Source organism: Mycobacteroides chelonae (assembly GCF_016767715.1).
Taxonomy (GTDB): domain Bacteria; phylum Actinomycetota; class Actinomycetes; order Mycobacteriales; family Mycobacteriaceae; genus Mycobacterium; species Mycobacterium gwanakae.
The window spans coordinates 1,116,836-1,142,278 of record NZ_CP050145.1 but is presented as its reverse complement, the minus strand read 5'-3'; the positions used below and the strand labels follow the sequence as shown (position 1 = coordinate 1,142,278).

The 25,443-nt window shown below is 64.1% G+C and carries 26 protein-coding genes and 1 tRNA gene; 16 read left to right on the top strand and 11 right to left on the bottom strand.

The window, feature by feature from the left end:
• Window positions 1–15 precede the first annotated feature (15 nt).
• Genes HBA99_RS05600 through HBA99_RS05585 form a run of 4 tightly spaced genes read left to right on the top strand, consistent with a single transcriptional unit; the run spans window position 16 to window position 5,728 of the window.
• The gene (locus tag HBA99_RS05600) at window positions 16–438 is read left to right on the top strand and encodes an MmpS family transport accessory protein (RefSeq protein ID WP_109418628.1); all 423 of its coding nucleotides are present in this window, start codon (window positions 16–18) and stop codon (window positions 436–438) included.
• The gene (locus tag HBA99_RS05595; protein WP_057968638.1) at window positions 435–3,374 is read left to right on the top strand and encodes an MMPL/RND family transporter; all 2,940 of its coding nucleotides are present in this window, start codon (window positions 435–437) and stop codon (window positions 3,372–3,374) included. The genes HBA99_RS05600 and HBA99_RS05595 overlap by 4 nt, the downstream gene beginning before the upstream one ends.
• A gap of 49 nt (window positions 3,375–3,423) precedes the next feature.
• A complete protein-coding gene (locus HBA99_RS05590) occupies window positions 3,424–4,224 on the top strand; it encodes a serine/threonine-protein kinase (RefSeq protein WP_057963787.1) in 801 nt (266 codons plus the stop codon).
• A gap of 19 nt (window positions 4,225–4,243) precedes the next feature.
• Window positions 4,244–5,728, top strand: a complete 1,485-nt coding sequence (locus HBA99_RS05585) for an amino acid permease (RefSeq protein ID WP_057963786.1) — start codon at window positions 4,244–4,246, stop codon at window positions 5,726–5,728.
• 3 nt (window positions 5,729–5,731) lie between these two features.
• On the opposite strand, the gene rsmA is transcribed toward HBA99_RS05585, so the two are convergent.
• From rsmA to HBA99_RS05570, 3 genes are all read right to left on the bottom strand, one after another.
• Window positions 5,732–6,622, bottom strand: a complete 891-nt coding sequence (gene rsmA, locus HBA99_RS05580) for a 16S rRNA (adenine(1518)-N(6)/adenine(1519)-N(6))-dimethyltransferase RsmA (RefSeq protein WP_057968640.1) — start codon at window positions 6,620–6,622, stop codon at window positions 5,732–5,734.
• Entirely contained in the window at window positions 6,595–7,722 is a 1,128-nt protein-coding gene (locus HBA99_RS05575; RefSeq protein WP_070922709.1) for a resuscitation-promoting factor, read from the bottom strand. Before HBA99_RS05575 ends, rsmA begins: the two co-directional genes overlap by 28 nt.
• Before the next feature lie 73 nt (window positions 7,723–7,795).
• Window positions 7,796–8,671, bottom strand: a complete 876-nt coding sequence (locus tag HBA99_RS05570) for a TatD family hydrolase (RefSeq protein ID WP_057963784.1) — start codon at window positions 8,669–8,671, stop codon at window positions 7,796–7,798.
• Between HBA99_RS05570 and metG the strand changes: the two genes are divergently transcribed.
• The 5 genes from metG (at window position 8,553) to HBA99_RS05545 (ending at window position 14,547) form a co-directional block, all read left to right on the top strand.
• Window positions 8,553–10,262: a methionine--tRNA ligase gene (metG, locus tag HBA99_RS05565; protein WP_338095148.1), complete on the top strand. Its 1,710-nt coding sequence runs from the start codon at window positions 8,553–8,555 to the stop codon at window positions 10,260–10,262. The two genes, HBA99_RS05570 and metG, sit on opposite strands and share 119 nt — an antisense overlap.
• An 89-nt stretch (window positions 10,263–10,351) precedes the next feature.
• A complete protein-coding gene (locus HBA99_RS05560; RefSeq protein WP_070951449.1) occupies window positions 10,352–11,509 on the top strand; it encodes an NAD(P)/FAD-dependent oxidoreductase in 1,158 nt (385 codons plus the stop codon).
• Window positions 11,510–11,511: 2 nt separating this feature from the next.
• Entirely contained in the window at window positions 11,512–12,417 is a 906-nt protein-coding gene (locus tag HBA99_RS05555; RefSeq protein ID WP_070922712.1) for an RNA polymerase sigma-70 factor, read from the top strand.
• A gap of 41 nt (window positions 12,418–12,458) precedes the next feature.
• Window positions 12,459–13,277, top strand: coding sequence for a GNAT family N-acetyltransferase (locus HBA99_RS05550; RefSeq protein ID WP_070951450.1), 819 nt, complete (start codon window positions 12,459–12,461; stop codon window positions 13,275–13,277).
• Window positions 13,278–13,281: 4 nt separating this feature from the next.
• Entirely contained in the window at window positions 13,282–14,547 is a 1,266-nt protein-coding gene (locus tag HBA99_RS05545; RefSeq protein ID WP_070951451.1) for an aminodeoxychorismate synthase component I, read from the top strand.
• Here HBA99_RS05545 and rsmI read toward each other — a convergent pair.
• Entirely contained in the window at window positions 14,531–15,364 is an 834-nt protein-coding gene (rsmI, locus tag HBA99_RS05540; protein ID WP_057963779.1) for a 16S rRNA (cytidine(1402)-2'-O)-methyltransferase, read from the bottom strand. The genes HBA99_RS05545 and rsmI overlap by 17 nt on opposite strands.
• An 86-nt stretch (window positions 15,365–15,450) precedes the next feature.
• Between rsmI and HBA99_RS05535 the strand changes: the two genes are divergently transcribed.
• Window positions 15,451–17,004 (top strand): dolichyl-phosphate-mannose--protein mannosyltransferase, encoded by a 1,554-nt coding sequence (locus tag HBA99_RS05535; RefSeq protein ID WP_109494160.1) that lies wholly within the window; start codon window positions 15,451–15,453, stop codon window positions 17,002–17,004.
• Here the strand turns inward: HBA99_RS05535 and arcA are convergent.
• Entirely contained in the window at window positions 17,001–18,215 is a 1,215-nt protein-coding gene (arcA, locus tag HBA99_RS05530) for an arginine deiminase (RefSeq protein ID WP_030094551.1), read from the bottom strand. The genes HBA99_RS05535 and arcA overlap by 4 nt on opposite strands.
• Before the next feature lie 53 nt (window positions 18,216–18,268).
• Between arcA and HBA99_RS05525 the strand changes: the two genes are divergently transcribed.
• Entirely contained in the window at window positions 18,269–18,880 is a 612-nt protein-coding gene (locus HBA99_RS05525; RefSeq protein ID WP_030094550.1) for an alpha-ketoglutarate-dependent dioxygenase AlkB family protein, read from the top strand.
• Here the strand turns inward: HBA99_RS05525 and HBA99_RS05520 are convergent.
• On the bottom strand, window positions 18,877–19,563 hold the full coding sequence (locus HBA99_RS05520) for a DUF5642 family protein (protein WP_057968649.1): 687 nt from the start codon (window positions 19,561–19,563) through the stop codon (window positions 18,877–18,879). The two genes, HBA99_RS05525 and HBA99_RS05520, sit on opposite strands and share 4 nt — an antisense overlap.
• A 96-nt stretch (window positions 19,564–19,659) precedes the next feature.
• On the opposite strand from HBA99_RS05520, the gene HBA99_RS05515 reads away from it, so the two are divergent.
• Both HBA99_RS05515 and HBA99_RS05510 read left to right on the top strand, forming a co-directional pair.
• Entirely contained in the window at window positions 19,660–19,974 is a 315-nt protein-coding gene (locus HBA99_RS05515) for a hypothetical protein (protein ID WP_057963776.1), read from the top strand.
• A gap of 269 nt (window positions 19,975–20,243) precedes the next feature.
• Window positions 20,244–20,555, top strand: coding sequence for a hypothetical protein (locus HBA99_RS05510; RefSeq protein ID WP_057963775.1), 312 nt, complete (start codon window positions 20,244–20,246; stop codon window positions 20,553–20,555).
• Between the two features lie 53 nt (window positions 20,556–20,608).
• Here HBA99_RS05510 and HBA99_RS05505 read toward each other — a convergent pair whose 3' ends face one another.
• The 4 genes from HBA99_RS05505 to HBA99_RS05490 all read right to left on the bottom strand — a co-directional run bounded on the left by HBA99_RS05505 (window position 20,609) and on the right by HBA99_RS05490 (window position 23,877).
• Window positions 20,609–21,502 (bottom strand): metal-dependent hydrolase, encoded by an 894-nt coding sequence (locus tag HBA99_RS05505; RefSeq protein ID WP_070922823.1) that lies wholly within the window; start codon window positions 21,500–21,502, stop codon window positions 20,609–20,611.
• A 90-nt stretch (window positions 21,503–21,592) separates the two neighbouring features.
• Window positions 21,593–22,354 (bottom strand): DUF1295 domain-containing protein, encoded by a 762-nt coding sequence (locus HBA99_RS05500; protein WP_070930970.1) that lies wholly within the window; start codon window positions 22,352–22,354, stop codon window positions 21,593–21,595.
• A gap of 29 nt (window positions 22,355–22,383) precedes the next feature.
• Window positions 22,384–23,016 carry a sensor domain-containing protein gene (locus HBA99_RS05495; RefSeq protein WP_101312637.1) on the bottom strand — a complete coding sequence of 211 codons (633 nt, stop codon included), beginning with the start codon at window positions 23,014–23,016 and terminating at the stop codon, window positions 22,384–22,386.
• Window positions 23,017–23,064: 48 nt separating this feature from the next.
• Window positions 23,065–23,877 carry a sulfite exporter TauE/SafE family protein gene (locus tag HBA99_RS05490; protein ID WP_070931117.1) on the bottom strand — a complete coding sequence of 271 codons (813 nt, stop codon included), beginning with the start codon at window positions 23,875–23,877 and terminating at the stop codon, window positions 23,065–23,067.
• An 88-nt stretch (window positions 23,878–23,965) separates the two neighbouring features.
• Here HBA99_RS05490 and HBA99_RS05485 point away from each other — a divergent pair, with 88 nt between their 5' ends.
• From HBA99_RS05485 to HBA99_RS05475, 3 genes are read left to right on the top strand one after another with little or no spacing between them, the layout of a single operon-like run.
• The gene (locus HBA99_RS05485) at window positions 23,966–24,721 is read left to right on the top strand and encodes an AraC family transcriptional regulator (protein WP_070951452.1); all 756 of its coding nucleotides are present in this window, start codon (window positions 23,966–23,968) and stop codon (window positions 24,719–24,721) included.
• Between the two features lie 16 nt (window positions 24,722–24,737).
• Window positions 24,738–25,013, top strand: a complete 276-nt coding sequence (locus HBA99_RS05480; protein WP_030094541.1) for a hypothetical protein — start codon at window positions 24,738–24,740, stop codon at window positions 25,011–25,013.
• Window positions 25,014–25,069: 56 nt separating this feature from the next.
• Entirely contained in the window at window positions 25,070–25,294 is a 225-nt protein-coding gene (locus HBA99_RS05475) for a hypothetical protein (protein WP_030094540.1), read from the top strand.
• A gap of 30 nt (window positions 25,295–25,324) precedes the next feature.
• Here HBA99_RS05475 and HBA99_RS05470 read toward each other — a convergent pair.
• A tRNA-Ala gene (locus HBA99_RS05470) sits at window positions 25,325–25,400 on the bottom strand.
• Window positions 25,401–25,443: the final 43 nt, after the last annotated feature.

Below are 25,443 nucleotides of genomic sequence, written 5' to 3'. Positions count from 1 at the left end.
GCGATTCTCAGCGCATTGAAGCGGGCGTGGATCCCGATGGTCATGGTGCTTGTCCTGGCTATCGCGGGTTTTGCGGTATGGCGCATTCGCGGCATCTTCGGTTCTCATCAGCTGCCCACCTACGCCGGCAGCATGACCGACGACAAAAACAACTCCAAGCCCAAGCACGTGGTCTACGACATCTTCGGCCCGCCCGGAACCATCGCCGACATCAATTACATCGACAAGGAAGGGGAGCCCCACCAGATCAACGGGGCGACGCTACCGTGGTCGATTGAGATCGTCACGACGGCACCGTCGATGACGGGCAACATCCTGGCTCAAACCCGCAATGCTGACGGACTGGGCTGCCGCATCACGGCCAATGGCGAGATAAAAGACGAGAGGTATACCAACGAGGTGAGCGCCTACGTCTACTGCTTTGTGAAGTCCGCATGAGCGGGGCACACGCCAACGGCGAGCCCACATTCATCGCCAAATGGATTCGGCGCCTGTCGGTTCCCATCGTCATCGCATGGGTGGCGGTCGTCGTCATCCTCGCCCTCTCGGCGCCTCAGCTGGAACAGGTCGGTCAAGAGAACACCGTTTCGCTGAGCCCCAACGACGCGCCGTCGATGAAGGCCATGAAGAACATGGGACGGCTCTTCCAGGAGTCGGACTCCAACAGCGCGGCCATGATCGTGCTGGAGGGCGACCAACCGCTGGGCCCCGGCGCGCACAAGTTCTACGACGAAATGGTGACGCAGCTGCGCGCGGACACCAAACACGTTCAGCACGTTCAGGACTTCTGGGGCGATCCGCTCACCGAGTCCGGCGCGCAGAGCACCGACGGCAAGGCCACCTACGTACAGGTGAACCTGGCCGGTGACATGGGCGAGACGCTCGCGAATGAATCGATCGAGTCCGTCCGCGACATCATCAAGAAACTGACCACCGACGCGCAGGGCAACCCCAAGCCGATGCCGGACGGGCTCAAGGTCTACGTCACCGGGCCCGCCGCCCTGCAGACCGACTTGGCCCACGCCGGCGACAGCAGCATGATCAAGATCACCGGGCTGACTTTCATCGTCATCATCGTGATGCTGGCGTTCTTCTACCGATCGTTCTTCACCGTGCTGTTGGTACTGCTCATGGTGGGCATCCAGCTGGGCGCCGCACGCGGAGTGATCTCGGTGCTCGGTGACAACCACATCATCGGACTGTCCACCTTCGCGGTGAACCTCCTTGTGGTGCTGGTCATCGCGGCGGGAACCGACTACGCCATCTTCCTCATCGGGCGATATCAGGAAGCCCGGGTCAAGGGGCTGGATAGCGAAGCCTCGTACTACGACATGTTCCATGGCACAGCACATGTCATCTTGGGCACGGGATCGACGATCGCCGGCGCCATGTACTGCCTGAGCTTCACCCGCATGCCCTACTTCCAGACCCTGGGCGTGCCCTGCGCCGTCGCGGTTCTGACGGCCGTGGCCGTCGCCCTCACCCTGGGACCGTCGCTGATCACCATTGGAAGCCGCTTCGGCCTGTTCGAGCCCAAGCGCGCCATGCGAATTCGCACCTGGCGCCGTATCGGTGCCGCGATCACCCGCTGGCCGGGCCCGATCCTGGCCGCATCGATGGCGATCGCGATCATCGGACTGGCCGCGCTTCCCGGCTACCAGACCAGCTACGACGACAAGAAGTACATCCCCAAGGACATCCCCGCGAACCAGGGCTTCCAGGCCGCCGACCGGCACTTCGACCCGGCCCGGATGAACCCGGAAATGCTGGTGCTGGAGTCAGATCACGATATGCGGAACTCCGCGGACTTCCTGGTGATCGACAAGCTGGCCAAGGCTGTCTACAAGGTTCCGGGTATCGCACGCGTGCAAGCGATTACCCGTCCTCAAGGCACCCCGATCGAACACAGCTCCATCCCCTTCCTCATCAGCGCCCAGGGCGTCGGCCAGGTTCAGAACATGAAGCTGATGAAGGACCGGATGGCCGATATGAAGGTCCAGGCCGACCAAATGGGCCTCATGGTGAACACCATGAAAAAGATGCTGGCCAACATGACCGAGCTCACCGGCGTGATGCACCAGATGATCGTCGAGATGCACACCCTGCAGGGCACCATCCACGACATGCGGGACAGCCTCGAGAACTTCGACGACTTCTTCCGCCCCATCAAGAACTATTTCTATTGGGAGAAGCACTGCTTCGATATCCCGGTCTGCCAGGCGTTCCGATCGATCTTCGAGGTGCTCGACAAGATCGATGAGCTCACCGAGAACATGGACGGCATGGTCCTCTCGATGGAGAAGATGGACGTCATCATGCCCCAGATGGTTGCCGATATGCGGGACATGATCCCGCTCATGGAATCCATGCAAAACATGATGTTGACGATGTACAGCACCATGGGCGGCATGTACAACCAGATGGACGAGATGAGCAAGGACTCGACCGCCATGGGCAAGGCCTTCGACAAGGCCAAGAACGACGACTCCTTCTACCTGCCGCCGGAGATCTTCGACAACCCCGACTTCAAGCGCGGCCTCAAGATGTTCCTGTCCCCCGACGGCAAGACGCTGCGCATGATCATCTCGCATCGCGGTGATCCCACATCGCCCGAAGGACTTTCACATATCGAGCCCATCAAGCTGGCCGCGATCGAAGCCGTCAAGGGCACTCCCCTTGAGGATGCCAAGATCGAATTGGGCGGCACCGCAGCGACATTCAAGGACATGTCCGACGGCGCCCGATACGACCTGATGATCGCCGGCATCTCCGCGCTGTGCCTGATCTTCCTGATCATGCTGCTCATCACCCGAAGCTTCGTGGCCTCGCTGGTGATCGTCGGCACCGTGTTGCTGTCTCTGGGCGCGTCATTCGGCTTGTCGGTCATCATCTGGCAGTACATCCTGGGGCAGGAATTGCACTGGATGGTCATGCAAATGGCGATCATCGTGCTGCTCGCCGTGGGATCCGACTACAACCTGCTGCTGGTGTCCCGGCTCAAGGAAGAACTACCGGGCGGGTTGAAGACGGGCATGATCCGGGCAATGGGTGGCACCGGCAGCGTGGTGACATCCGCGGGCCTGGTGTTCGCCTTCACCATGATGGCCATGGCCATCAGCGATCTGACGATCATCGGCCAGGTGGGTACCACCATCGGTCTGGGTCTGCTCTTCGACACCCTGGTGGTGCGGTCGTTCATGACACCAGCCATCGCGACCCTGCTGGGCCGCTGGTTCTGGTGGCCGCTGAATGTGCGCACCCGGCCATTGCCGCCGCCCAGAACACCTCAGCCGGCAAGTTCGGTACCGCCTCCCCCAGCGCCGGTCGGTGCGGGACCAGATCCGGTGACCACAGAGTTCCCCAGACACGCGTAGTAGGACGAAATCCGCCACCACGCTGGGCTACTCGTGACACCCTCGGTGCATGCCGGTACCGGGTGGCGAATTCCATGGCTACGTCATCGACGCTGTGGCGGGCCGTGGCGGTACGGCACAGGTCTTCCTGGCGCACCGCGATGACGGTCCGGACGTCGCCCTGAAGGTGCTGGATCCACGGCATCGAAACCCCGAGAGTATCGACCGGTTACACCGGGAATTTGATTTAGCCCAAAGATTTTCGCACCCGCGCATCATCACGGTCTACGAACGTGGTGACGATTGGCTGGCCATGGAAGCACTCACCGGCGGCTCGGCGAAAGACTTGGTGGGCACAGATCAAAGCTGGATCATGCCCATCAAGCTAACTACCCTTCAACAGATCGCCGGAGCGCTGGACTATATCCACGACGCCCAGGTGGTGCATTGCGATGTGAAGCCGTCCAACATCATGCGCCGGCGCTCGGGCGGCGCCGTGCTCACCGATTTCGGTATCGCCCAGGAACTTGCTCTCGCCTCCGGGCCGCGCAGGCCCGTGGTGCAGACGTCGCTGCCCTACGCGGCACCCGAGGTGCTGCGCGGGCAACCCGTCACGGCGGCCACCGACCAGTATGCGTTGGCCTGCACCGCGGTCGAACTGTTCGACGGCAAACCCCCCTTCACCGCGCGCACGGCGATGAGACTCGCTGACCTGCACCTGAACGCCACTCCGTGGCCGATCTCATACCGCCATAAGGACATCCCCCGAGCGTTCGATTCGATCGTCGCCAAGGCCATGGCCAAAGATCCGTTAAGCCGCTATCCGACATGTACGGAGTTCATAACACTTTTGACACACGCGATGACCTAATCCCCGGTACCGTCGCCCCATGGCATCTCCAGCTAATTACGATACGTCCGCCCTCACTCGCGAGGACGAGGGATATCACAAAGGCCTGAAGAACCGCCAAGTCCAGATGATCGGGATCGGCGGTGCCATCGGCACCGGCCTGTTCATGGGCGCCGGAAAACGACTGCATGAGGCCGGGCCAAGCCTGTGGCTCGTCTACGCGGTCTGCGGCATCTTCGTCTTCTTCATGCTGCGCGCCCTCGGCGAGCTGGTGCTGCACCGCCCGTCATCGGGGTCCTTCGTGTCATACGCGCGCGAATTCCTCGGGGAGAAAGCCGCTTACGTCGCCGGCTGGATGTACTTCGTCAACTGGGCAGCCACCTCGATTGTGGATGTCACCGCGATCGCCCTGTACATGCACTACTGGGGATCATTCAAGGCCATTCCGCAGTGGACCATCGCACTGATCGCCCTGGTCATCGTGCTCACCATGAACATGATCAGCGTCAAGCTGTTCGGCGAGATGGAGTTCTGGGCCGCACTCATCAAAGTCGTTGCACTCGTAGCCTTCTTGATCGTCGGCATCGTGTTCTTGGCGGGACGATTCACCGTCGAAGGTGCAGCCACCGGGCCCTCGATACTCGCCGACAACGGTGGACTCTTCCCTACCGGACTATTGGCCCTGGTGGTGGTCACCTCCGGTGTGGTCTTTGCCTACGCCTCAGTGGAATTGGTGGGCACCGCAGCGGGTGAGACGGAAAACCCCGAGAAGGTCATGCCGAAGGCCATCAACGCCGTGGTGATTCGTATCGCCGTCTTCTACGTCGGCTCATTGATTCTGCTGGCATTGCTGCTGCCCTACACCCTCTACAAGGAGGGCGAGAGCCCATTCGTGACGTTCTTCTCCCGGGTGGGTCTGCCCTACGCCGGCGACATCATGAACTTCGTGGTGCTCACTGCCGCGCTGTCGAGCCTGAACGCGGGCCTGTACAGCACCGGCCGCATCTTGCGTTCCATGTCGATGAATGGCAGTGCACCGCAACTCTTGTCCCGCATGTCATCCAACGGCGTCCCTTTCGCAGGCATCGCACTGACCGCGTGCTTCACCGTCGTCGGCGTCTTCATGAACATGGTCATCCCGGCCAAGGCGTTCGAGACCGCGCTAGATGTGGCAGCACTCGGAATCATCGCCTCGTGGGCCACCATCGTCATCTGTCAGCTGCGGCTGTACCAATGGACGCAACGGGGCATCTTGCAACGCGGCAAGTTCCAGATGCCCGGCGCTCCCTACACCGGGTACGCCACACTCATTTTCCTGCTGGTGGTGCTGGTGCTCATGTGTTACGAAAACTATTGGAACCTGGTGGCTCTGGGTATCTTCACGCCGCTGCTCATCATCGGCTGGTACCTATCCAAGGAACGCGTCATGCAGCTGGCCCGCGAGCGCGTGGGCTACACCGGGCAATACCCGGTGATCGCGGAGACTCCGATGATGGACGATCCGCCCAACCTCGGAGACAAGTAGAACCTAGACGATCGCCGAACGCTCCAGCAGCCGGGCGAAATCGGCGACATCCAGCGTCTCGCCGCGACGCGCCGGATCGATACTGGCAGCCAGCAGCCGGCGTGCCGACTCGTCACCCGAGCCCGCCCACTCCGCGAATGCGTTACGAGAGGTCTTGCGGCGCTGGGCGAATGAGATGTCGATGAGGTCGAAGAGCTCCTTACGGAACCCGGCGTCGGAGGGCCAGATCGCATCAGGATGGCGGTCGATGCGCACCAGACCCGAGTACACCCGCGGAATCGGCCAGAACACCGCGGGAGACACCGTACCGAGACGCTTCACCTTGCCGAAGTAGCGCACCTTCACACTCGGCACACCGTAGATCCGCGAACCCGGCTCCGCCGTCAGCCGATCGGCCACCTCGGACTGGACCATCACCAAAATGGTCTTCACCGACTCGAATTCGGTCAGAATCCGCAGCAGTGCCGGGACCGCGACGTTGTAGGGCAGGTTCGCCACCATGGCCGTCGGCGGATCCCCGGTGATATCGGCGGGGGTGAGCTTCAGTACGTCTTGGTGAATCACCGAGAACCGGTTGAACTCGCTGTGCGAGTGCTCCTTGACGGTGGCCGGAAGGCGTCGAGCCAACACCGGATCCACCTCGACGGCGGTCACCGCGCAGCCCTTGTCCAGCAGCCCCAGCGTCAGTGAGCCCAGGCCGGGCCCCACCTCGATGACGTGATCACCCTTACCGACACCCGATGCCGACACAATCCGGCGAATGGTGTTGGCGTCGTGAACGAAGTTCTGGCCCAGCGTCTTCGTCGGTCGGAAATCGAGATCCTTGGCCAGTTGTCGGATCTCGGTGCGGCCGAGCAGCCTGATGGTCAGCGGGCACCGACCCTCGCGCTGCATACCGGCCAAGCGCCCCAACCCTGCACAGCCAGCGTCTTCTCGGCGATGGCGATCTGTTCCTCACGCGTCGCCAGGTCGGCACGCGGTGCGTACTTGGCGCCGCCATGGGCCAGCCAGGTCCCGTAATCGAACTGCACGCCGCCGTAGAAGCCGTTGCCCGTGTTGATCGCCCAGTTGCCACCGGCCTCACAGGAAGCCAATGCGTCCCACGCCGAGCCACGAGTCACCGCGGGCACCTCGGTGCCCGGCTTGGCGCCAACCCGCAGCACCGAGTCGCGGGCGGGGGTCAGCACGTTGTTGGACACCGGCATCCGCCCGGTTTCGCGGCCATTGACCGTCAGCACCGAGTACACGATGTCCTGAGTACCGGGAGCGCCCGGGTCTTCGACGACCGAGCGGCTCATGTTCATGTCGGCGTCTTCGATCTTCTGAGGAGTCGGCGCCAGCGGTGCCTGTTCGGTCACCTTGCTGACGCGGATACGCGTCACAGTGATCGGCATATCGGCGGTCACGGGAGTGCTCGGCGCGGGATCGACGGTGTCGAACTGCTGCAGCGGGTTACCGATGGCCTCCAGGAGCGTTCCCACGGTGGGCGCGGCGATACGCGGGGTGCTGATCGCGCCGCCGTCGTTCAGGCGCACGGTCTTGGCACTGACCACCGCCAGTGACATGCCCTCCAACGGGAGACGGCTGCCACGTGTGGCGGCGGTCGGGGCGGTGTCGGTCATGGACAGCTGAGACAGCGCGTCGTTCACCGTGTTGGCGGTGGTCCAGACCTGCTGGGTGCCCTGCCCGTCCACGGAGATGTCCAGCGGGCGCGAGCGCTTGAGCACGATGGTGTCGCCGTCGCGCACCGCGTCGTGCTTGGCGGGAGCGACATCGTCACGATCCGTCAGCGCGTATCCGTAGTCGGCCAGGACCTCGGACACCTGTGACTTGACGGTCGTGACCGTCATGGCGTTCCCGTCGACGTTGAGCGTCAGGGTCTTGTGCGCAGCGATGGCGTAGCCACCGCCCGCGCCGATCACCACCAGCAGGGCGGCCACAAGGGCGCGCAGCAAGGGCGATCGCGTTGCGTTGAGCTTCGTCAGTGCATTCACGAGTAGGAGATTCCTGCGTTCGTTTCGGTGCCTCGATACCGGTAGTCAACGGTGACACCACCCGGCAATCTGATCACGACACGGTAACGAAAGCATCGCGCCGAGGCAACTCATCAACCATCTTGAACACCCTTACTGCCGTCGCCGTGGACGCGGCCGCTAATCGCTCCGGGCGTTGCCCGGTTATCTCGGCGAGGGCCCGGACGGTGTACGGCAGACAGTACGACTCATTCGGTGCACCCCGATACGGATGGGGGGTCAGGTAGGGGGCATCGGTCTCTACCAGCAGTTGTTCGTCGGGAATGAGCGCGGCGGCCTCCCTAAGCGCATGCGCGTTCTTGAAACTCACCGTCCCTGACAAGCTCAAGATCCAGCCCTCAGCGACGCATCTCTTCGCCATCTCAGCATCCGATGAGAAGCAGTGGAAGATAACCGTGGCTGGCGCGCCCTCCGACTTCAGCACATCGAGCACTTCGGCGTCGGCATCGCGGTTGTGAATCATCAGCGCCTTGCCCGTCCGCTTAGCCAGTTCGATATGCCAAGCAAATGCTTCGCGTTGAACCGAGGGCTCCGCGCAGCCCTCCAATCGGCCCGGCCAATACAGATCCAAACCGGTCTCCCCGATGGCCACGACGCGGGGATGTGCGGCCAGATTTTCCAACTCCGCACGCGCACCGTCGGTGAGATCACCGGCACGGGTGGGATGCAGCGCCACGGCGGCGTACACCCGCGGATCACTCGCGGCGGCCGACACCGCCCACCGCGCCGACTCAAGGTCATCGGCCACTGTCACCACACGTCCCACACCTACGGACTCCGCGCGATCGACGATGGCACGCACGTCCTGGTCCGTGACGGCGCCGCATGCATCCAGATGGGTGTGCGCATCGATGAGGGGCGCGAGCGGCTCGGGGTTGGGCGGGGCTTGCCTCTTATTGCCGGGCGTCATCAGAACACCAGTCTATAAAGTTGCTCAGACCATGCCTGAATCATTGGATCCGTTCTACATCACCACCGCCATCGCGTACCCCAACGGTGAGCCGCACATCGGCCATGCGTACGAGTACGTCGCGACCGACTCGGTCGCCCGCTTCAAGCGGCTGGACGGCTTCGACGTGCGTTACCTCACCGGTACGGACGAACACGGCTTGAAGGTGGCGCAGACGGCCGCGGCAGCCGGAATCCCGACGGCGGAACTGGCCCGGCGCAACTCCGACGTGTTCGAGGCGTTGCAGCGCAAGCTCAACATCTCCTTCGATCGGTTCATCCGAACCACCGACCCCGATCACTACGAGGCGTCGAAGGCGATCTGGCGCCGGATGGCCGACAACGGCGACATCTATCTGGACACCTACTCGGGCTGGTACTCGGTGCGTGACGAGGCGTATTACACCGACGCCGAAACCACCGTGGCCCCCGACGGCACCCGCACAGCCACCGCGACGGGAACCCCGGTCGACTGGACCGAGGAACATTCCTACTTCTTCAGGCTGTCGAACTACCAGGACAAACTGCTGGCGCATTACGAGGCCCATCCGGAGTTCATCGGCCCGGCAGTGCGGCGCAACGAGATCGTCAGCTTCGTCTCCGGTGGTCTGCGCGATCTGTCCATCTCCCGCACCACGTTCGACTGGGGTGTGCCGGTGCCCGACCACCCCGAACACGTCATGTACGTGTGGGTGGACGCCCTCACCAACTATCTGACGGGAGTGGGCTTCCCCGACACCTCGTCGGACTCGTTCACGCGGTACTGGCCCGCCGATCTGCACATGATCGGCAAGGACATCAGCCGGTTCCACACCGTGTACTGGCCGGCATTTCTGATGTCGGCCGGAATCGAACTGCCCAAGCGGGTTTTCGCGCACGGCTTCCTGACCAACAAGGGCGAGAAGATGAGTAAGTCGATCGGCAATGTGGTCGACCCGATCAACCTCATCGACACCTTCGGGCTGGACCAGGTGCGCTACTTCCTACTGCGCGAGGTTCCCTTCGGCCAGGACGGCAGCTACACCGAGGACGGCCTGATCGGGCGGGTCAACGCCGACCTGGCCAACGAACTGGGCAACCTGGCACAGCGATCGCTGTCCATGGTCGCCAAGAATCTCGACGGCATCGTGCCCGAACCGGGCGACTTCGCACCCGAGGATCTGGAACTACTCAGCGCCGCGGACAGCCTGCTGGAACAAGCCCGCACCCATTTCGAGGTGCCGGCGATGCATCTCGCGCTGGAGGCGATCTGGCAGGTGCTGGGCGCGAGCAACCGGTACTTCTCGGCGCAGGAGCCCTGGGTGCTGGGCAAAAGTGACAGCGCCGAGGATCAGCTGCGGTTCGGCACCGTGCTGTACACCACGTTGGAGGTGGTGCGGATCGTCGCGCTACTGGTGCAGCCGGTGATGCCCGAGTCCGCGGCCAAACTGCTGGATCTGTTGGGCCAGTCCGAAGATCAGCGGGACTTCTCCGCGATCGGGACGCGGCTCAAGCCCGGTGTGAGCCTGCCCGCACCGACCGGTGTGTTCCCGAAGTATCAGGTGCCCAAGTAGGTCGCGAAAGTGATCCCGGTCACGGTCTGTCACAGATTTCGTCGCGCCGGTGTCTTAAGGGCATCAGCGACTGAAAGGAAGTCACCGAAATGACCGAGAACACCCGAGTGATCGTGATCGGCGGAGGCTACGCGGGAACCCTGGCGGCCAACCAATTGCTCGCCAACAAGAACCTGACCGTGACCCTCGTCAACCCCCGACCGCACTTCGTCGAACGAATCCGGCTGCATCAGCTGGTCGCCGGAAGCAGCACCGCGACCGCCGACTACGCCACCCTGCTCAACCCGGCCATCCGCCTCGTGGTCGACAAGGTCACCCATATCGACGCCGGTGCCCAGAAGCTGGAGCTCGCCTCCGGCACGGTGCTGCCGTACGACTACCTCGTCTACGCCGTCGGAAGTACCACCACAACCCCCGACATCCCCGGTGTGGCAGAACATGCGTTGTCCATCAACGAGTTCGAACACGCCCAGCAGGTACGGGCCCGGTACGAGAGGCTGGCGTCGGACGCGCCGATCGTGGTCGTCGGCGCGGGGCTGACCGGCGTCGAGCTGGCCGGAGAACTGGCCGAGGTCGGTCGCCGCGTGACGCTGATCTGCGGCACACAACTGTTGCCGTCCCTCGGCGATCCGGCCCGCCGCGCGGCCGCCAAGCGACTGGACAAGCTGGGCGTCGAGGTGCTGGTGCCCGCCACGGTGGTGCGGGTGGACGAGGATTCGGTGACGCTGTCCGACGGACGCGTGCTGCCGACCGCGCTCACGGTGTGGACCGCGGGATTCGGGGTGCCACAGCTGGCCTCCGACAGCGGCCTGAGCACAGATGCCCTGGGCAGGCTGCTCACCGACGAGGCACTGGTCAGCGTGGACAACCCGCGCGTCATCGCGGCCGGGGACGCCGCCAGCCCCTCAGGTGTGCCGCTTCGGATGAGCTGCCAGGCCGCCGGACCACTGGCTGCCCGCGCCGTCAAGACGGTGTTGGCGCTGGTCGATGGTCTGCAGCCGGAGGCACGGAGCCAAATCTTCACCGGACAGAATGTCAGCATCGGGCGCAACGCTGCCGTCATCCAGTTGGGCCACACCGACGACACCCCCCGCAAGCTGTATGTGGGCGGGCGCGCAGGCGCCGCCATCAAGGAAATGGTGTGCAACGGAACGCTTTCCATCCTGGCAACTGCCGCAAAACACCCCACGTGGTACTTCTGGCCCCAGGGCGGCAAGCGCGCCGAGGCCCTCAAGGTGCAGGCCTAGCGGTGTCCGACTCCGCCCATGCCGAGCTGTTCACCCACCTGCGCCCGCTGCTGTTCACCATCGCGTACGAAATGCTGGGTTCCGCAACGGAAGCCGACGACGTACTGCAGGAGAGCTATCTCCGGTGGGCGCAGGTGGACCTGAACACGGTCACCGACACCAAGGCCTATCTGGCACAGATCGTCAGCCGCCAATCACTGAACACCTTGCGGGCCAACAGCCGTCGGCGCGAGGAGTACGTGGGACCATGGCTGCCGGAGCCGGTGCGGGTGACCTTCGACGGCAGCACCCACGACGCCTCGACCGACGTGGTTCTGGCCGAGTCGGTGTCCATGGCCATGCTGGTGGTGCTGGAAACGCTGGCGCCGGATGAGCGTGCCGTGTTTGTCATGCGGGAGGTCTTCGGCTTCGACTACGCCGAAATCGCCTCCACGGTATGCAAATCGGAGTCCGCGGTACGCCAGATGGCGCACCGCGCCCGCGAGCATGTGCAGTCGCGCCGGCGCCGGTTCACCCCTACTGATCAGCAGACCGAGGAACTGACCACCAAGTTCCTGCTGGCCGCCGCGGGCGGCGATGTCGACGCACTGGTGGAAATACTCGCCCCCGACGCGGTGTGGACATCGGACGGCGGCGGGAAGGTCAGTGCCGCGCGGCGGCCGGTGTACGGGGCCGACAGAGTGGCGCGCGTCGCCATCGGGCTTTCGCGGGCGGCCGCGTCATTCCCCGACGTGCGCATGGAACTGAGCACGTACAACAGCACGCCCGCGCTGCTGATCTACAGCGAAGGCCGCCTCGACGCCGTGCTGGCGGTATCGATCACGGACGGCAAGGTGGCGCACGTTTTCGCGATCCGCAATCCCGACAAGCTGGCCACCGCCGAAACAGCGCGCCACATCAGCAGATAACCGGTGGCGGCCCCGGCGGGTTGTCAGACACAATCACCGGCGTGTTCTGTGACATCGATACCGCCGCGCGCATTGAGCGCGCCGAAGCCGACACGATTGCCGCGGGAACCGCGCGATGTGACGACGGTGTCGTGATACCGCTGGCCGGGGGCGTCGCGTCCTATGCCGGACCCGATTCACCGATGAACAAAATCGCCGGACTCGGGTGGGGTGGCGTGCCCACCGCATCCGAGCTTGAGGCCGTCGAGCAGATGTTCGCCGACCGCGACACCCCGGTGCAGGCCGAGGTCTCGAGCCTGGCCGATCCGGCGATCGGCGAGCTGCTGACCCGGCGCGGTTACCTGCTGGTGTCGTTCGAGGACGTGCTGGGCCTGACGCTGCGCGATATCCCCGCGCCGGTGCTCCCGGATGACATCACGGTGCGCCACAGCGGGGTCGATGAGCTGGCCAGCTGGCTCGACGTCATCGTCGAGGGGTTCGCGGTCCCCGATGACCAGGGCGTGCCCTCCCACGAATCGTTTCCCCGCGAGGTGCTCTCCCGTGCGATCGATGCACTGTCGACGACGGAGGGTGTGCGGCGCTACATCGCCCTGCGGCAAGGCGTTGCGGCGGGCGGCGCAAGCATGCGCATCCTCGACGGGGTGGCCCAGCTCAACGGCGCGGCGACCGCCGCGCCACATCGCCGGCGCGGTATCCAGTCAGCACTGCTGACCACCCGGCTTCATGAAGCCGCAAGTGCCGCTGCGGATCTGGCCGTGGTCACCACGCAGCCCGGATCGAAATCTCAGCAGAACACCCAGCGTCAGGGCTTCTCACTGCTGTACACCCGCGCGATCCTGGTGAAGGGTCTGCGAAACTAGACCCATGCGCGTCCAGCAGCTCGGCGATCTCGGCGCACCGCCAGCCGTGCTGCGATCCCTTGCCGTCGCCGCGCGCGAGACGGGACGCCCGGCACCTGCCGCATTGACCGGATGCTGGTTCGACTCACGGGCGATCATCGCCCCGTCCCTCGCCGCCCGTGCAGTGCTGCCGCGACAGGCGTTCAGTGGCAATACTTCTCATGTGAACACCGCTCCGCCGGGCGCGGTGGGAGGCGGTTGGATCGGCTATCGGGCATATCCGGACCTGACCGCAGACGCCCGGGCCCCACGGCTCCCCGCTTCGGCCGGAGGCTGGAGTGATGCGGTATTGCGCCTGGATAATGACGAATGCTGGTGGTATGAAAGCCTTCTCGACGAAGAATGCCCTGCGTGGATAGTCCAGGGGCTCACCCATCCCCGCGATCCCGAGGTGTGGTCCATCGAGTGGACGGCTCCCGATCGCGAGCGCCATCGCACCGCCGTCGGCCGCTGCCTGGAGGCCATCGCAGCCGGGGAGGTGTACCAGGCCTGCGTGTGTACGCAATTCCGCGGGGCATTGACGGGAGATCCGGTGGACTTCTTCGCCGATGCGATCACCCAGACCGCGCCGGCCCGAGCCGCCTTCGTGTCGGGCGCCTGGGGTGCCGTGGCCGCGCTGTCACCCGAATTGTTCTTGCAACGCAAAGGATCTGATGTGCGTTCCAGCCCTATCAAGGGCACCCTCGCGGCGACCGAGGACCCCGCCGCGTTATTGAACTCGGTGAAGGACGTCGCCGAGAACATCATGATCACCGACTTGGTTCGCAATGACCTCGGGCGCATCGCGATCACCGGCACTGTCACCGTTCCCGAACTTCTCGCCGTCCACCCGGCACCCGGTGTGTGGCATCTGGTGTCCACCGTCGCCGCGCAGATACCTACGGAGGCCACTGCAGCAGATCTGCTGGCGGCCGCATTCCCGCCCGCCTCGGTGACCGGAACACCGAAAACCCGTGCCCGCCAACTACTGCGCCAATGGGAATCGGATAACCGCGGGGTGTACTGCGGCACCGTCGGCATGCTGTCGCCGGTGGCCGGCCTGGAACTCAACGTCGCGATTCGCACCGTGGAAATCGCACCCGACGGATCCGCCGTACTCGGCGTCGGGGGCGGTATCACCGCAGACTCCGATATCGAAGCCGAATGGCAGGAGTGTCTGCACAAGGCCGCCGCCACGGTCGAGCTCACCGCGACCGCATTGCTCACACCCGGGCTCAAGCCCGCGCTTTGACCACCGCGTCGTAAAGGTCGCGCCTGGACAGCGTCGCGCCGGACTCCCCGATGGCCATCGCGCACGACTCACGCAACCCCATGCCGTCGTCCATCAGCTCCTCCACCCTGGTCACCAGGGTGTCGATTTCGGGGACGGCGGGGCGACCACCGTCGAGCACCACCGTGATCTCCCCCAGCACCTCGCCCTCGGCCCAGACGGCCAACTCACGCAGGGTGCCCCGCAACACTTCTTCATGGGTCTTGGTCAGCTCGCGACATACCGCCGCACGGCGTTCGGGGCCCAGCACCTCCACCGCATCGGACAGAGTCTCGGCCAGCCTGCGCGGCGACTCGAAGAACACACAGGTGCGGGGCTCCGCCGAAAGCTCGGCAAGCCAACGCCGCCGCGCCCCCTGCTTGCGCGGCGCGAACCCCTCGAAACAGAAACGGTCGACCGGGAGCCCCGAAACGGCCAATGCCGTCGTCACCGCCGACGGCCCGGGTAGGCATTTGATCGGTATCCCCTGTTTCACGCATGCGGCGACCAAGCGATACCCCGGATCGCTGATCGAGGGCATCCCCGCGTCGGTGACCACCAGCACGTCGTACCCGGCCTCCAGATCGGCCAGCAGCGGCTCGATGCGGCTGGCTTCGTTCTGGTCGTAGAAACTGATGATCTGGCCGCTGATCTGCACATCCAGCGATTTGGCGAGCGCCCGGACCCGACGAGTGTCCTCGGCGGCCACCACCGCGGTCTTGGCCAGCGCCTCACGCAATCGGGGCGAGGCATCCCCGGGCTCCCCCAGCGGTGTCGCCGCCAGCAGCAAGTTCCCCATCACGCAAGACTAAATCCCCTCGTCGCTCTCGCTCCAGCCCGCCGCACCAACAGGCCCGGGCCGGGCCCTCCCTTACGATCGAGCGTGTGACCGTGCCCGCAACCCTGCCGCCTACGGGGGAGACGTCTCGGAGCTCGGACGGCACCGAGTCCCCGGGGCCCCGGATACCGCCTGCGGATTTCGGGCCCACCGACCGGTTCCAGGGCTGGGTGATGACCGCCGTCATCACGGCAATTGCGGCGCTCACACGATTCATCAATCTCGGCGCCCTCACCGATCGCGGCACCCCTGTCTTCGACGAGAAGCACTACGTGCCACAGGGCTGGCAGGTGGTCACCAACAACGGCGTCGAGGACAATCCCGGCTATGGGCTGGTGGTGCATCCGCCCATCGGCAAACAGATGATCGCCCTCGGCGAATGGCTCTTCGGATACAACGCATTCGGCTGGCGGTTCGCCGCCGCACTCTCGGGCACCATCCTGGTGCTGCTGGTTGCCCGGATCGCCCGGCGGATCGGCCGGTCCACCCTGATGGGCGCCATCGCGGGACTGCTGCTGATCGCGGACGGCGTCAGCTTCGTGACCGCGCGCACCGCATTGCTCGACGTGTATCAGGCACTGTTTGTGGTGGCCGCCTTCGGCGCGCTGATCGTCGACCGTGATCAGGTGCGGGAGCGGCTGCACAACGCATACCTCGACGGGCGCATCGGCGAGACCGCGTGGGGGCCGCGTCTGGGCGTGCGGTGGTGGCGTTTCGGTGCCGGAATCCTGCTCGGATTGGCCTGTGGCACAAAGTGGTCAGGGCTGTACTTCATCGCATTCTTCGGAGTGCTGTGCATCGCCTTCGATATCGCGGCACGGCGCGCCTACGGCGTGCAGCGTCCCTGGGCGGGCACCGGGGTACGCGATCTGGGGCCGGCCCTATATGCGCTGGTGGTCATTCCGTTCCTCGTGTACATGGCCTCGTACTGGTCGTGGTTCGCCTCCGAGACGGCTATCAATCGGCATGCCGAGGGCCGTCAGATCGGTGTCGGCAGTTGGGTACCCGATGCCCTGCGCTCGCTGTGGTACTACACGCACAGCGTCTACACATTCCATTCGACGCTCACCAACGCCAACGGCAATCATCATCCGTGGGAATCCAAACCGTGGACGTGGCCGATGTCGCTGCGACCATTGCTCTACGGCATCGAAGACAAGAACATTCCCGGCTGTGGCGCCAATTCGTGTGTGCGCGCAGTGCTGTTGGTCGGCACCCCGGCCATCTGGTGGCTGGCGGTCCCGGTGCTGTTGTGGGCCACGTGGGCGACGGTGGTCCGGCGCGACTGGCGCTATGCGGCGGCACTGGTCGGCTACTGCGCGGGATGGCTGCCCTGGTTCGCCAACATCGACCGGCAGATGTACTTCTTCTACGCCACCCCCATGGTGCCGTTCCTGGTGATGATGATCGCGTTCATCATCGGCGATTTCCTGCGCAAGCCGGTGGCCAATCCGGAACGAAAAACGTTGCGAATGTTCATCGCCACGTTCTATCTGGCCGTGGTGGTTACCAACTTCGCGTGGCTGTATCCGATCCTCACCGGCGCCGCCATCTCACCGTTCATGTGGAACATGGAGATGTGGCTGCCCAGCTGGCGCTAGAGGAGATCGCGCGATATCGGACAGGACATGCAGCGGGGTCCGCCCCGGCCCGTGCCCAACTCCGATGCCGAGATGGCAAGCACCTCCACACCCGATTCCTCCAGGCGCGCATTGGTCTCCACATTGCGCTCGTAGGCGACAACTACACCGGGAGCCAAGGCCAGGGTGTTGTTCCCGTCATCCCACTGCTCGCGTTCGGCGGTCACCGGATCCAGACCGGTATCGATGACACGCAGCTTCCCGATGCCCATCGCGTCGGCCGCCGCCTCCACGAACGGTGCCGAACCCGAAATGCTGACCCCACCATCGTTACGACGAATGGTGAACGCCGACAGCGAATCCTGAATCGCCGGATACATCACGACGGCGTCGGTGTCGACCATCGTGCAGACGGTGTCCAGGTGCATGGACGCGCGTTCCTGCGCGATGGGCACCGCGAGCACGGTGTGGGCCAGGTCATCGTCGAACAGGCTGCGCGCCAGGGCTTCCGCACCTGCGGGCGTGGTGCGCTCCCCCACACCGACTGCCACCACCCCGGGCCCCAGCAGCAGCACGTCGCCGCCTTCGACGGGAGCCGAATGCGACTCATAGGCCCGCCGCACCCCGAGGAACCGCGGGTGATGGGCATAGATCAGGTCGGTGAGCGAGGTCTCGCGGACGCGCGCCGGAAGTGCCAGCGAGGTGATCGCGAACTTACGCCCGATCCAGAACGACGAGTCGCGCGTGAACAGCAGATTGGGCAGCGGTTCGATGACGAAATCCGATCCGTGGTGCATGGTGCGCACCAACGACGGCTGCGCCACCTTACCGCCCACCGGTAGTTCGTCGAACGTCATCCCACACATCAACACGTAGGCGAGATCGGCCGCGTCCAGCGACCGCAGGTATTCCGAAAGATCCTGCGCAAGCGCATAACCCAACCTGCGTGCGTTCACCGCCGCCGATATGCCCTGCACCCTGGCAGCGCCACTGGCCAGCGCCTCACGCAATAGTTCGGAGAGCAGCAGCACCTCGACACCCCGCGAGCGCAGCACCTCGGCGAAGGCATCGTGCTCCTCCTGAGCGCGCGCCACCCAGGGCAGACCATCGAACAGCAGCTGGTCGTTGTTGCGCGGAGTCAGCCGCTTGAGCTCGTCACCGGGCCGGTGCAACACCACCGCCCGCAGCCGTCCCACCTCTGAATTGGCACCCAGCACTGGCGCATCCGTCATGAGAAGACGCTAGCTTGCCGCGCAATCGAACATGTGTGCGATACCATGAAGGTGTGACAGCCTCTCCACACGCTGTGCAGGCATCCCTGTTCGGCGCCCCACCGGTCCCGCGCCGCGAGTTGGCAGGCGGCGCTTGGCTTGAGGTACACCATGAATGGCTTGGACGTGCCGACAATCTCATGGGTCAGCTGTTGGCGCAGGTACCGTGGCGCGCCGAGCGCCGCCGCATGTACGACCGCACCCTCGACGTCCCCCGGCTGGTCAGCTTCCATGATCTGACCGCGGGCCCGCCACCGCATCCGGTGCTGGAGGCGATCTGCGACCGCCTGAACAGCGAGTACACCGCCGAGCTCGGCGAACCATTCACCACAGTGGGCCTGTGCCAGTACCGGGACGGCACCGACAGCGTCGCCTGGCACGGTGACACCATCGGGCGCGGGCTACGCGAAGACACCATGGTCGCGATCGTAAGCATCGGCGCGACACGCACTTTCGCGTTGCGGCCACGCCTCGGGGGCGAATCGATTCGCATCCATGTGGGCCATGGCGACCTTTTGGTGATGGGCGGCACCTGCCAACGAACCTGGGAACACGCGATCCCCAAGACGTCCAAGCCGGTGGGTCCGCGGATCAGCTTGCAGTACCGGCCCCGCGATGTGCGTTAAGAACGGACGGCGGCCACTGCCTTGACCAGTAGATCCGATGCGCGCTTGCCGTCGGGCAACGCGGGCGGCACCTTGCCGACCGCAACCGGGCTGACCGTGACGACCACCATGTAGCGACCGAGATATGCCGAGTAGTTCAGTATCTCTTGACCGACGGCCCTGCCCGAGGTTCCGCTGAGGACGTCCCGCTTCATGGCGAGGGTGCGCGCACCCTCGATGGCGGGTGCGTCGATCACCTCGGTTTGCCCGGCGATCCCGTTACCGCGGAAGCCGACCTTCTTGCATTCCGCCGACACCGCCGGGTCGAAGGGGACCTCCTGCGAGGTTTCCACCGCGACCGCCACGTACTGATTTCCGGCGCCCGTGGCGGTGAGTGCGGCCATGTTCCCCTTGAGCCCGGCCGGTACGGCACTGCCGCCGCTGTACTTGGCGCAGCCGGGCGGATCCACCGTCATCCCCTGGGGCAGCGGTGCCGGGGAGAGCAGCTTGGGGTCCATCCCCGCCGGTTCCATGGTCTTGACGACGAACTCCGGTCCGAACTGGCTCTTCAGTGAGGCGATGTTTCCGATCTTCACGTTGTGATTGACGGGGTTCTGGACGGTTCGGCCACAGCCCGGCACAACGAGCGCCAGCGCGCAGGTGGCCCAGATTCCCCAGCTCTTGACGGTCACCGGCTTCAACACCCGGCCACTGTATCGATTCGGGCCCAAAAATCGATGGCACCTATAGGGAACAATGTCTGTGTGGCCAAGAGTTAACACCTGTGAGGACGGTATGAGATGAAGACGGCGGCTCGCCTAACGACTGCGGCACTCGGTGTCGGCGCGTTGATGGCTCTCACTACCGGGACGGCGCTCGCCGATGACGCGCAATCGGTCATCAACCAGTACCAGTCGCAGGGCTATCAGGTCATCATCGACCGAAACGGCTCAGCCCCCACCAATAAGTGCACGGTGTCCAACATCCGTAACGGGCAGGACGTCTACCGCACCGAGTATCAGCGGACGTGGATGCCCAGCGGCAAGTGGCTGGTGCTGCCGGTGCGCGTACTCGACCATAAATTGGTGTACATCTCCCTTAACTGCAACGTCTAGTTAGCCTAACCTAACCAGATTTGCCAGTTCGCTGGGCGTTGCACGCCCCACGGGCGGGTACGCGCGCCGCCTGAGAGCGGGCGCAGACGAGAATGTGAATTTGACGTTAATTTCCCCGATTGGGAATCAATCTGGGTATTAGTGCGTTGGACTGGACAGATTCACGAGCGTTGATGATTTAGCGAGTCGGGGATCGGGCATTCGTGTGGTATGCGGACACATTTCCGTAACGGCGATGCCACGAGGAGTGAGGCGAGAGGAGTGAAATCGTGAAGAGATTGTTATTTGCAGGTATTGCCGCAGTCGGCGTCATCGGGGCGTCGCTGGGATCGGCAAGTGTCGCGCTCGCCGGTCCATCGGGATCGGGCGATGCCAGCGCTGTCATCAATGACCTCAAGACCAATGGGTACCGAGTGATCGTCTCCAAGACGGGCGCTGCGGACCTGAGCAAGTGCACCGTGGCGTCTGTCACGCAGGAGTCGCCGGTGAATAATGTTCAGCCGGCCCGGGATGTGCGTAACAACCCCACCACCGTGCCGACTGTCGATCGCAAGGTCGCGCATGTCGCGCTGAGCTGCTGACACAGCAGACACCTGACAATGGCCCGGGCCACAAGCCCGGGCCATTGTTGTCTCTACTTCAAATGATCGACCAGCGTGCCCTCGGCACCGAACAGTTCGGTCCGCCACCGCTCCAGGAGCACTTCGGTGTCGAGATCGTCGGGATGGAAGTCCTTCTTCATATAGACGGCCAACCGGCCGATCATCCCGTCGTTCAACAGAGGTCCGCGGATCAACCCAACCGTCTCGCGCAGCACGCGCCCCGGTTGACGCCGTCCATCCGAGTCGCTCCACGCTATGGAGAACCAGGAGCCCGCGGTGGCGAATGGCACCGTACCCGTCCAGATGACGGCCATCACCGCACGTCGCAGCCATTCCGGCCCACCGACCGCGCGGTAGACGTCGAAGGCGACCGATTTGTGCTCGAGCTCCTCGATGGCGTGCCAGTACAACAGGTTTCGCACCTCATCATCGGTCACCATGGCCTGCAGGTCGCCGCTTTCCAGCAGACGCTCTGCCAGAACCGCGGTGTAGTGCTCGAGTGCCGCGGTCGCGGCCAGCATGGTCAACCGGATGTATTTGAGGCGGTCCATGTTGGGTAGGTACTTGTCGACCAGGTCTTCGACCTTGCCTGATCGGCGCCCGATGGTCTCGACCATCTTGCTGCGGTAGCCCATTTCCGTGAGCTTCTCGTTGAGCTCGCGATGGTGCAGACCGTGCGTGACTTCTTGACCGATGAACCCGGCGACACGTTTTTTGAGTGTGGGCTCGGTGATCCTGTCGGCGTAGCGACGCACGGATCGGACGAAGAACTCCTCCCCCGGCGGGAACACCGCCGAGGCACCCGCCAGTACATGGCTCAACGCGATGTCGTTGTCGGCGAAGTGCCTTCGCATCGGGACCGGGTCACCAAACCAAAACCTGATGCGCCGCGTCTTCGGGTATGAGGCCGTTACCGGAGCAGCCATGTCGCACACCTCCACCTTGATCGTGTAACTCAGTGTTACACGAATCGCTTACGTATTGAAGTAGTGCGTAAAAGTTGGTGTCTTAGGTCCCTACAGCAGCCCCGGAACGATCGCCTTGCGCTCGCGCGGGTACTCGTCAGGGAATGTTTCGCGGTACCACCGATGGATCGAGAGCGCCCGCGGCAGCAGATTGGCAATCGAGAACAGCACGAAGATCAGACTGGGCAGCGTCCACGCCATCAATGCCCAACCGGCCCAGAGGATGATCTCGCCGAAGTAGTTGCCCGCCGACACCCACCTGAACGCACCGCCATACGGAATGCGGTATCCATCGAAACCATCGGCTCGCAGGTTGATGAGGATGCGGTCGGCCTGGAAGTTCACCAACCAGCCACCGAGGGCCACAAGGACTCCGAGAATGAACCGGGGGTCGGTGAACCAGGCGGCACTCTGCAGATGCGCGGCGAAGGCGACCGCATACCCGTTGGCAAAACCATTGACCGCGTTGAAGACGAAGCCGAAGGCAATCCCGCTGTAGGGGAATCGCTTTCCACTGCCCTTACGGGAGAGCGGATAGATCAGTCCGCGGTACAGGTAGTGGCCCTGCCACAACGCATACAGCACGAGCGCCGGTGCGCCGTGGTCGTGCGCGACGGTCCAGAAGGTGACGGTGAACGCCCACCACTGCGGGCATTCGAAGATCAGCCAACCGATCTTGGCGGGTGCGGTAAACCTCTCGTCAGGCTTGGCGAACCGGCCGTAGGGATTGGTGAACCAGAAGCCGCTGACGAAGGTGACGATGGCCAGGACCACGAGGAAGACGACCGCAGCGTGATACAGCTCTGTAAGCACATCGGGACAGTACCGAGTAGACGCTCGTTCTAAGCAGGGTCGATGATGTTCGTCTTCATTTGATTGGCAACCTGACCGGCGACCTCAGCGTTGTCGGTGGCACCGGACGAGGTCACCCCGTACACCGCGTTGCCCGTGGTGTGGATGTGCGTGGCACCGGTGTTGTCGGCCCAGGTGATCGTGATCGGGTTGCGCATGCCGAACGTGTACGCGCCGGGCGAATGCGCCTTGCACGTGTTGAAAGCCTCTGTGATGCGGCGGAATTCGGCTTGGGCGGCGGGCTTGTCGGGATAAATCGCAATGGCCTCGCGCAGTGTCTGATGCGGGTCCGCACTGCTGTCGACATTCAGCTGGCGAAACGCCTGCCAGCCGTCGCCCAAGTCGCCTTGCGACGCCGCGTGCAACACGCCGCACGGGTCCGACGGGTTGATGGCGGGCCCGTAGACCGGCGCCGTGTCGGTATGTGTGGTGTCCGCCGTCGGGAAGCCGAGCGACTTGACCACATCGATCCCGGCGAACAGCGAATCCGCGGCGGCGGCACTGACTTTGAGTTCGGTTACCTCAGGCGTGGAGGTTTCCACCACCGGACTCGCAGGCTGCGAGCAACCGGCAACCGCGACGAGTGCGAGGAGGCCCGATCCGACCCATACTGTCCGCGCCATCTGAGAATTGTGGACTCTCAACCTGGGAAATTCCTGGGTGTTCGGGGTCTAGCAGGTGAAATCTGACGACAAGACCCCCGGCGAGAGCACCATCGCAAGGGCCGAAATGATGAGCAATGCGACATACGCCCAGGCGTGTGCGACATCAGAAAGCCGCGGCGGATGCCGCCGCAGCCACACCACGATCGGCAGCGCTCCGACGAGAAGCGCAGCGGCAGATCGCACATCCACCGCGCCGATGACGTACGGATCGTCCGCTGCTGCTGACGTGCCGGTGAGAAAGACAGCCAATGCCGACACGCTGATCGCCAGTGTCAAGGGATTGGCCAGGGCGGTGGCCATACTCATCGGCTGTCCGCTGCGGCGCAGCAAGGGAACCGTCATCACGCTGCCGCCCACTCCCAAAAACGATGCGACCGCACCGATAGGCACGCCCAGCAGCGGGGAGATGGCGAAGTCAGATAGGGAGCCCTCGATCATGGTGGGGCGGCGCAGGAATCCGGGACGTGCCAGCACATCGGTGATCGTCACCGCGAGATAGAGCACGAATCCCCACATCGCGAGGTGCGGTGGCGCCAGCCTGGCCAGCCCCGCACCGAGAACGCCCCCGCACCCCAGCAATGCGATGAGTGCTACCGCACTTCGTAAGCGTGCCAATACGGCTCGCGGAGTTGCCATGGTGGCGACGGCCGCGTTCACCACCATGACGACCGCCGAGGTCGCCACCGCCACCTCGGCGGCACCCGCGGCGAGCGCACTGTCGGCCCAGACGATCACCGGAACGGTGACGAATCCGCCGCCGAAACCGAACAGCACCGTGGTGAGCCCCGCCAGAATCCCGATCACCACCAACACGATCATGCACATGAGTCCAGTCCAGCCGACGGGGATACTGCGGACAATCGAATGCCAGCTCGATTCATTCGAATTTCAGCCATACCCTGTGGGGATGCGGAACGTACCGCTCGCCGATGTCGACCATCTGCCCCGCGATGTGCTGCCCATAGCCACCGACTACACCAACGGGCAGCTGCTGGATTGGCATGAGCACCGACGCGCACAGTTCCTCTACGGATCCACCGGAACGATGATCGTGGACACCGACGACGGAACCTGGACAGTGCCCAGCCGTCGCGCGGTCATGATCCCCGCGCGCACCCGTCACCGAGTGCGGATGCTGGAGGTACGCACCGGAAGCCTCTACATCGAGCCGTCGGCAATTCCGTGGTGGCCGTCGTCGTGCGTTGTCGTAGACGTCAGCCCATTGATGCACGAACTACTGGGCGCGGCAGCGGATCTGGCGGCCGACTACGACCTCGCGGGGCGCGACGGAGCACTTACCGCACTCCTGCTGCACGAACTGGCATCCTTCACCGCGCTGCCGTTGCATGTCGATGTGCCGCGCTCACCCGACCTGGCACAGCTGTGTCACGAGTACCTCGATGCTCCGGAGGTGTCGGTCTCCAATGCTCAATGGGCGCATCGGCTGAACACCACCGAGCGCTCGCTGACTCGCCGGTTCCGCGATGAGGTCGCGATGAGCCCGGCGGCGTGGCGGGTGCGGGCGCGACTACTCGCAGCGGTTCCGCTGCTACGGCGGCAGTCGGTGACCCAGGTTGCCGGGCGGCTCGGCTATGCCACACCCGCCGCGTTCTCCTACGCCTTCACCCGCGCGTTCGACATTGCCCCGTCCAGCATCCGATGACCTAGAGTTCACAGCTATGAGCCGGACCGCGATCATCATCATCGTCGGAGTTATCGCAGCACTAGCGTTTCTCGCCGTCGGTGCGCTGGTCAAGAAGGTCGGCATACAGGCGGCCGTCACGCACTTCCTGGTTGCCTGGGCCGGCGTTGCCGTGTTCAACATGGGGGTGGGTGTGTTTGAGGCCGGGTACGGCGTCGCCGAAGAACTACCCGTGTTGCTGGCGGTGTTCGGGGTGCCGGCGGCGGTCGCCGGGATCGGCTGGCTTGGCGCCCGGCGCCTCTCGCGGTCCTGACGGCCCACGCCACAGCCTCGACGCACAGGTCAGCGCTTGACGATACTGTGGGGCGTATGACGACAACGTTCGTCGGGATAGCAGCGATCGTGGCGATGACCTTTATCGGTATCGGCATGAACGCCGGTCTCTTCAATACCCGCAGGGCACGACAGGCGATTCCGCCGTTGGTGGCTCGCGCGGCGGCTCCTGTGTATGCGCTCAACCGCCGTATCGGCAATCCGGGCCGCGCCGCGAAGCCCACGGAAGAGCCCGAATCACCTGGCGAACCGCAGAAATGAAAATCCCCCGGGCAAGCCGGGGGTTTTTCTTGGTGGAGCTAAGGGGAATCGAACCCCTGACCTTCTCGATGCGAACGAGACGCGCTACCAACTGCGCTATAGCCCCAAGACGCTAAGACCTTACCAGCCGGTCCCGCGTCAGACCGAAT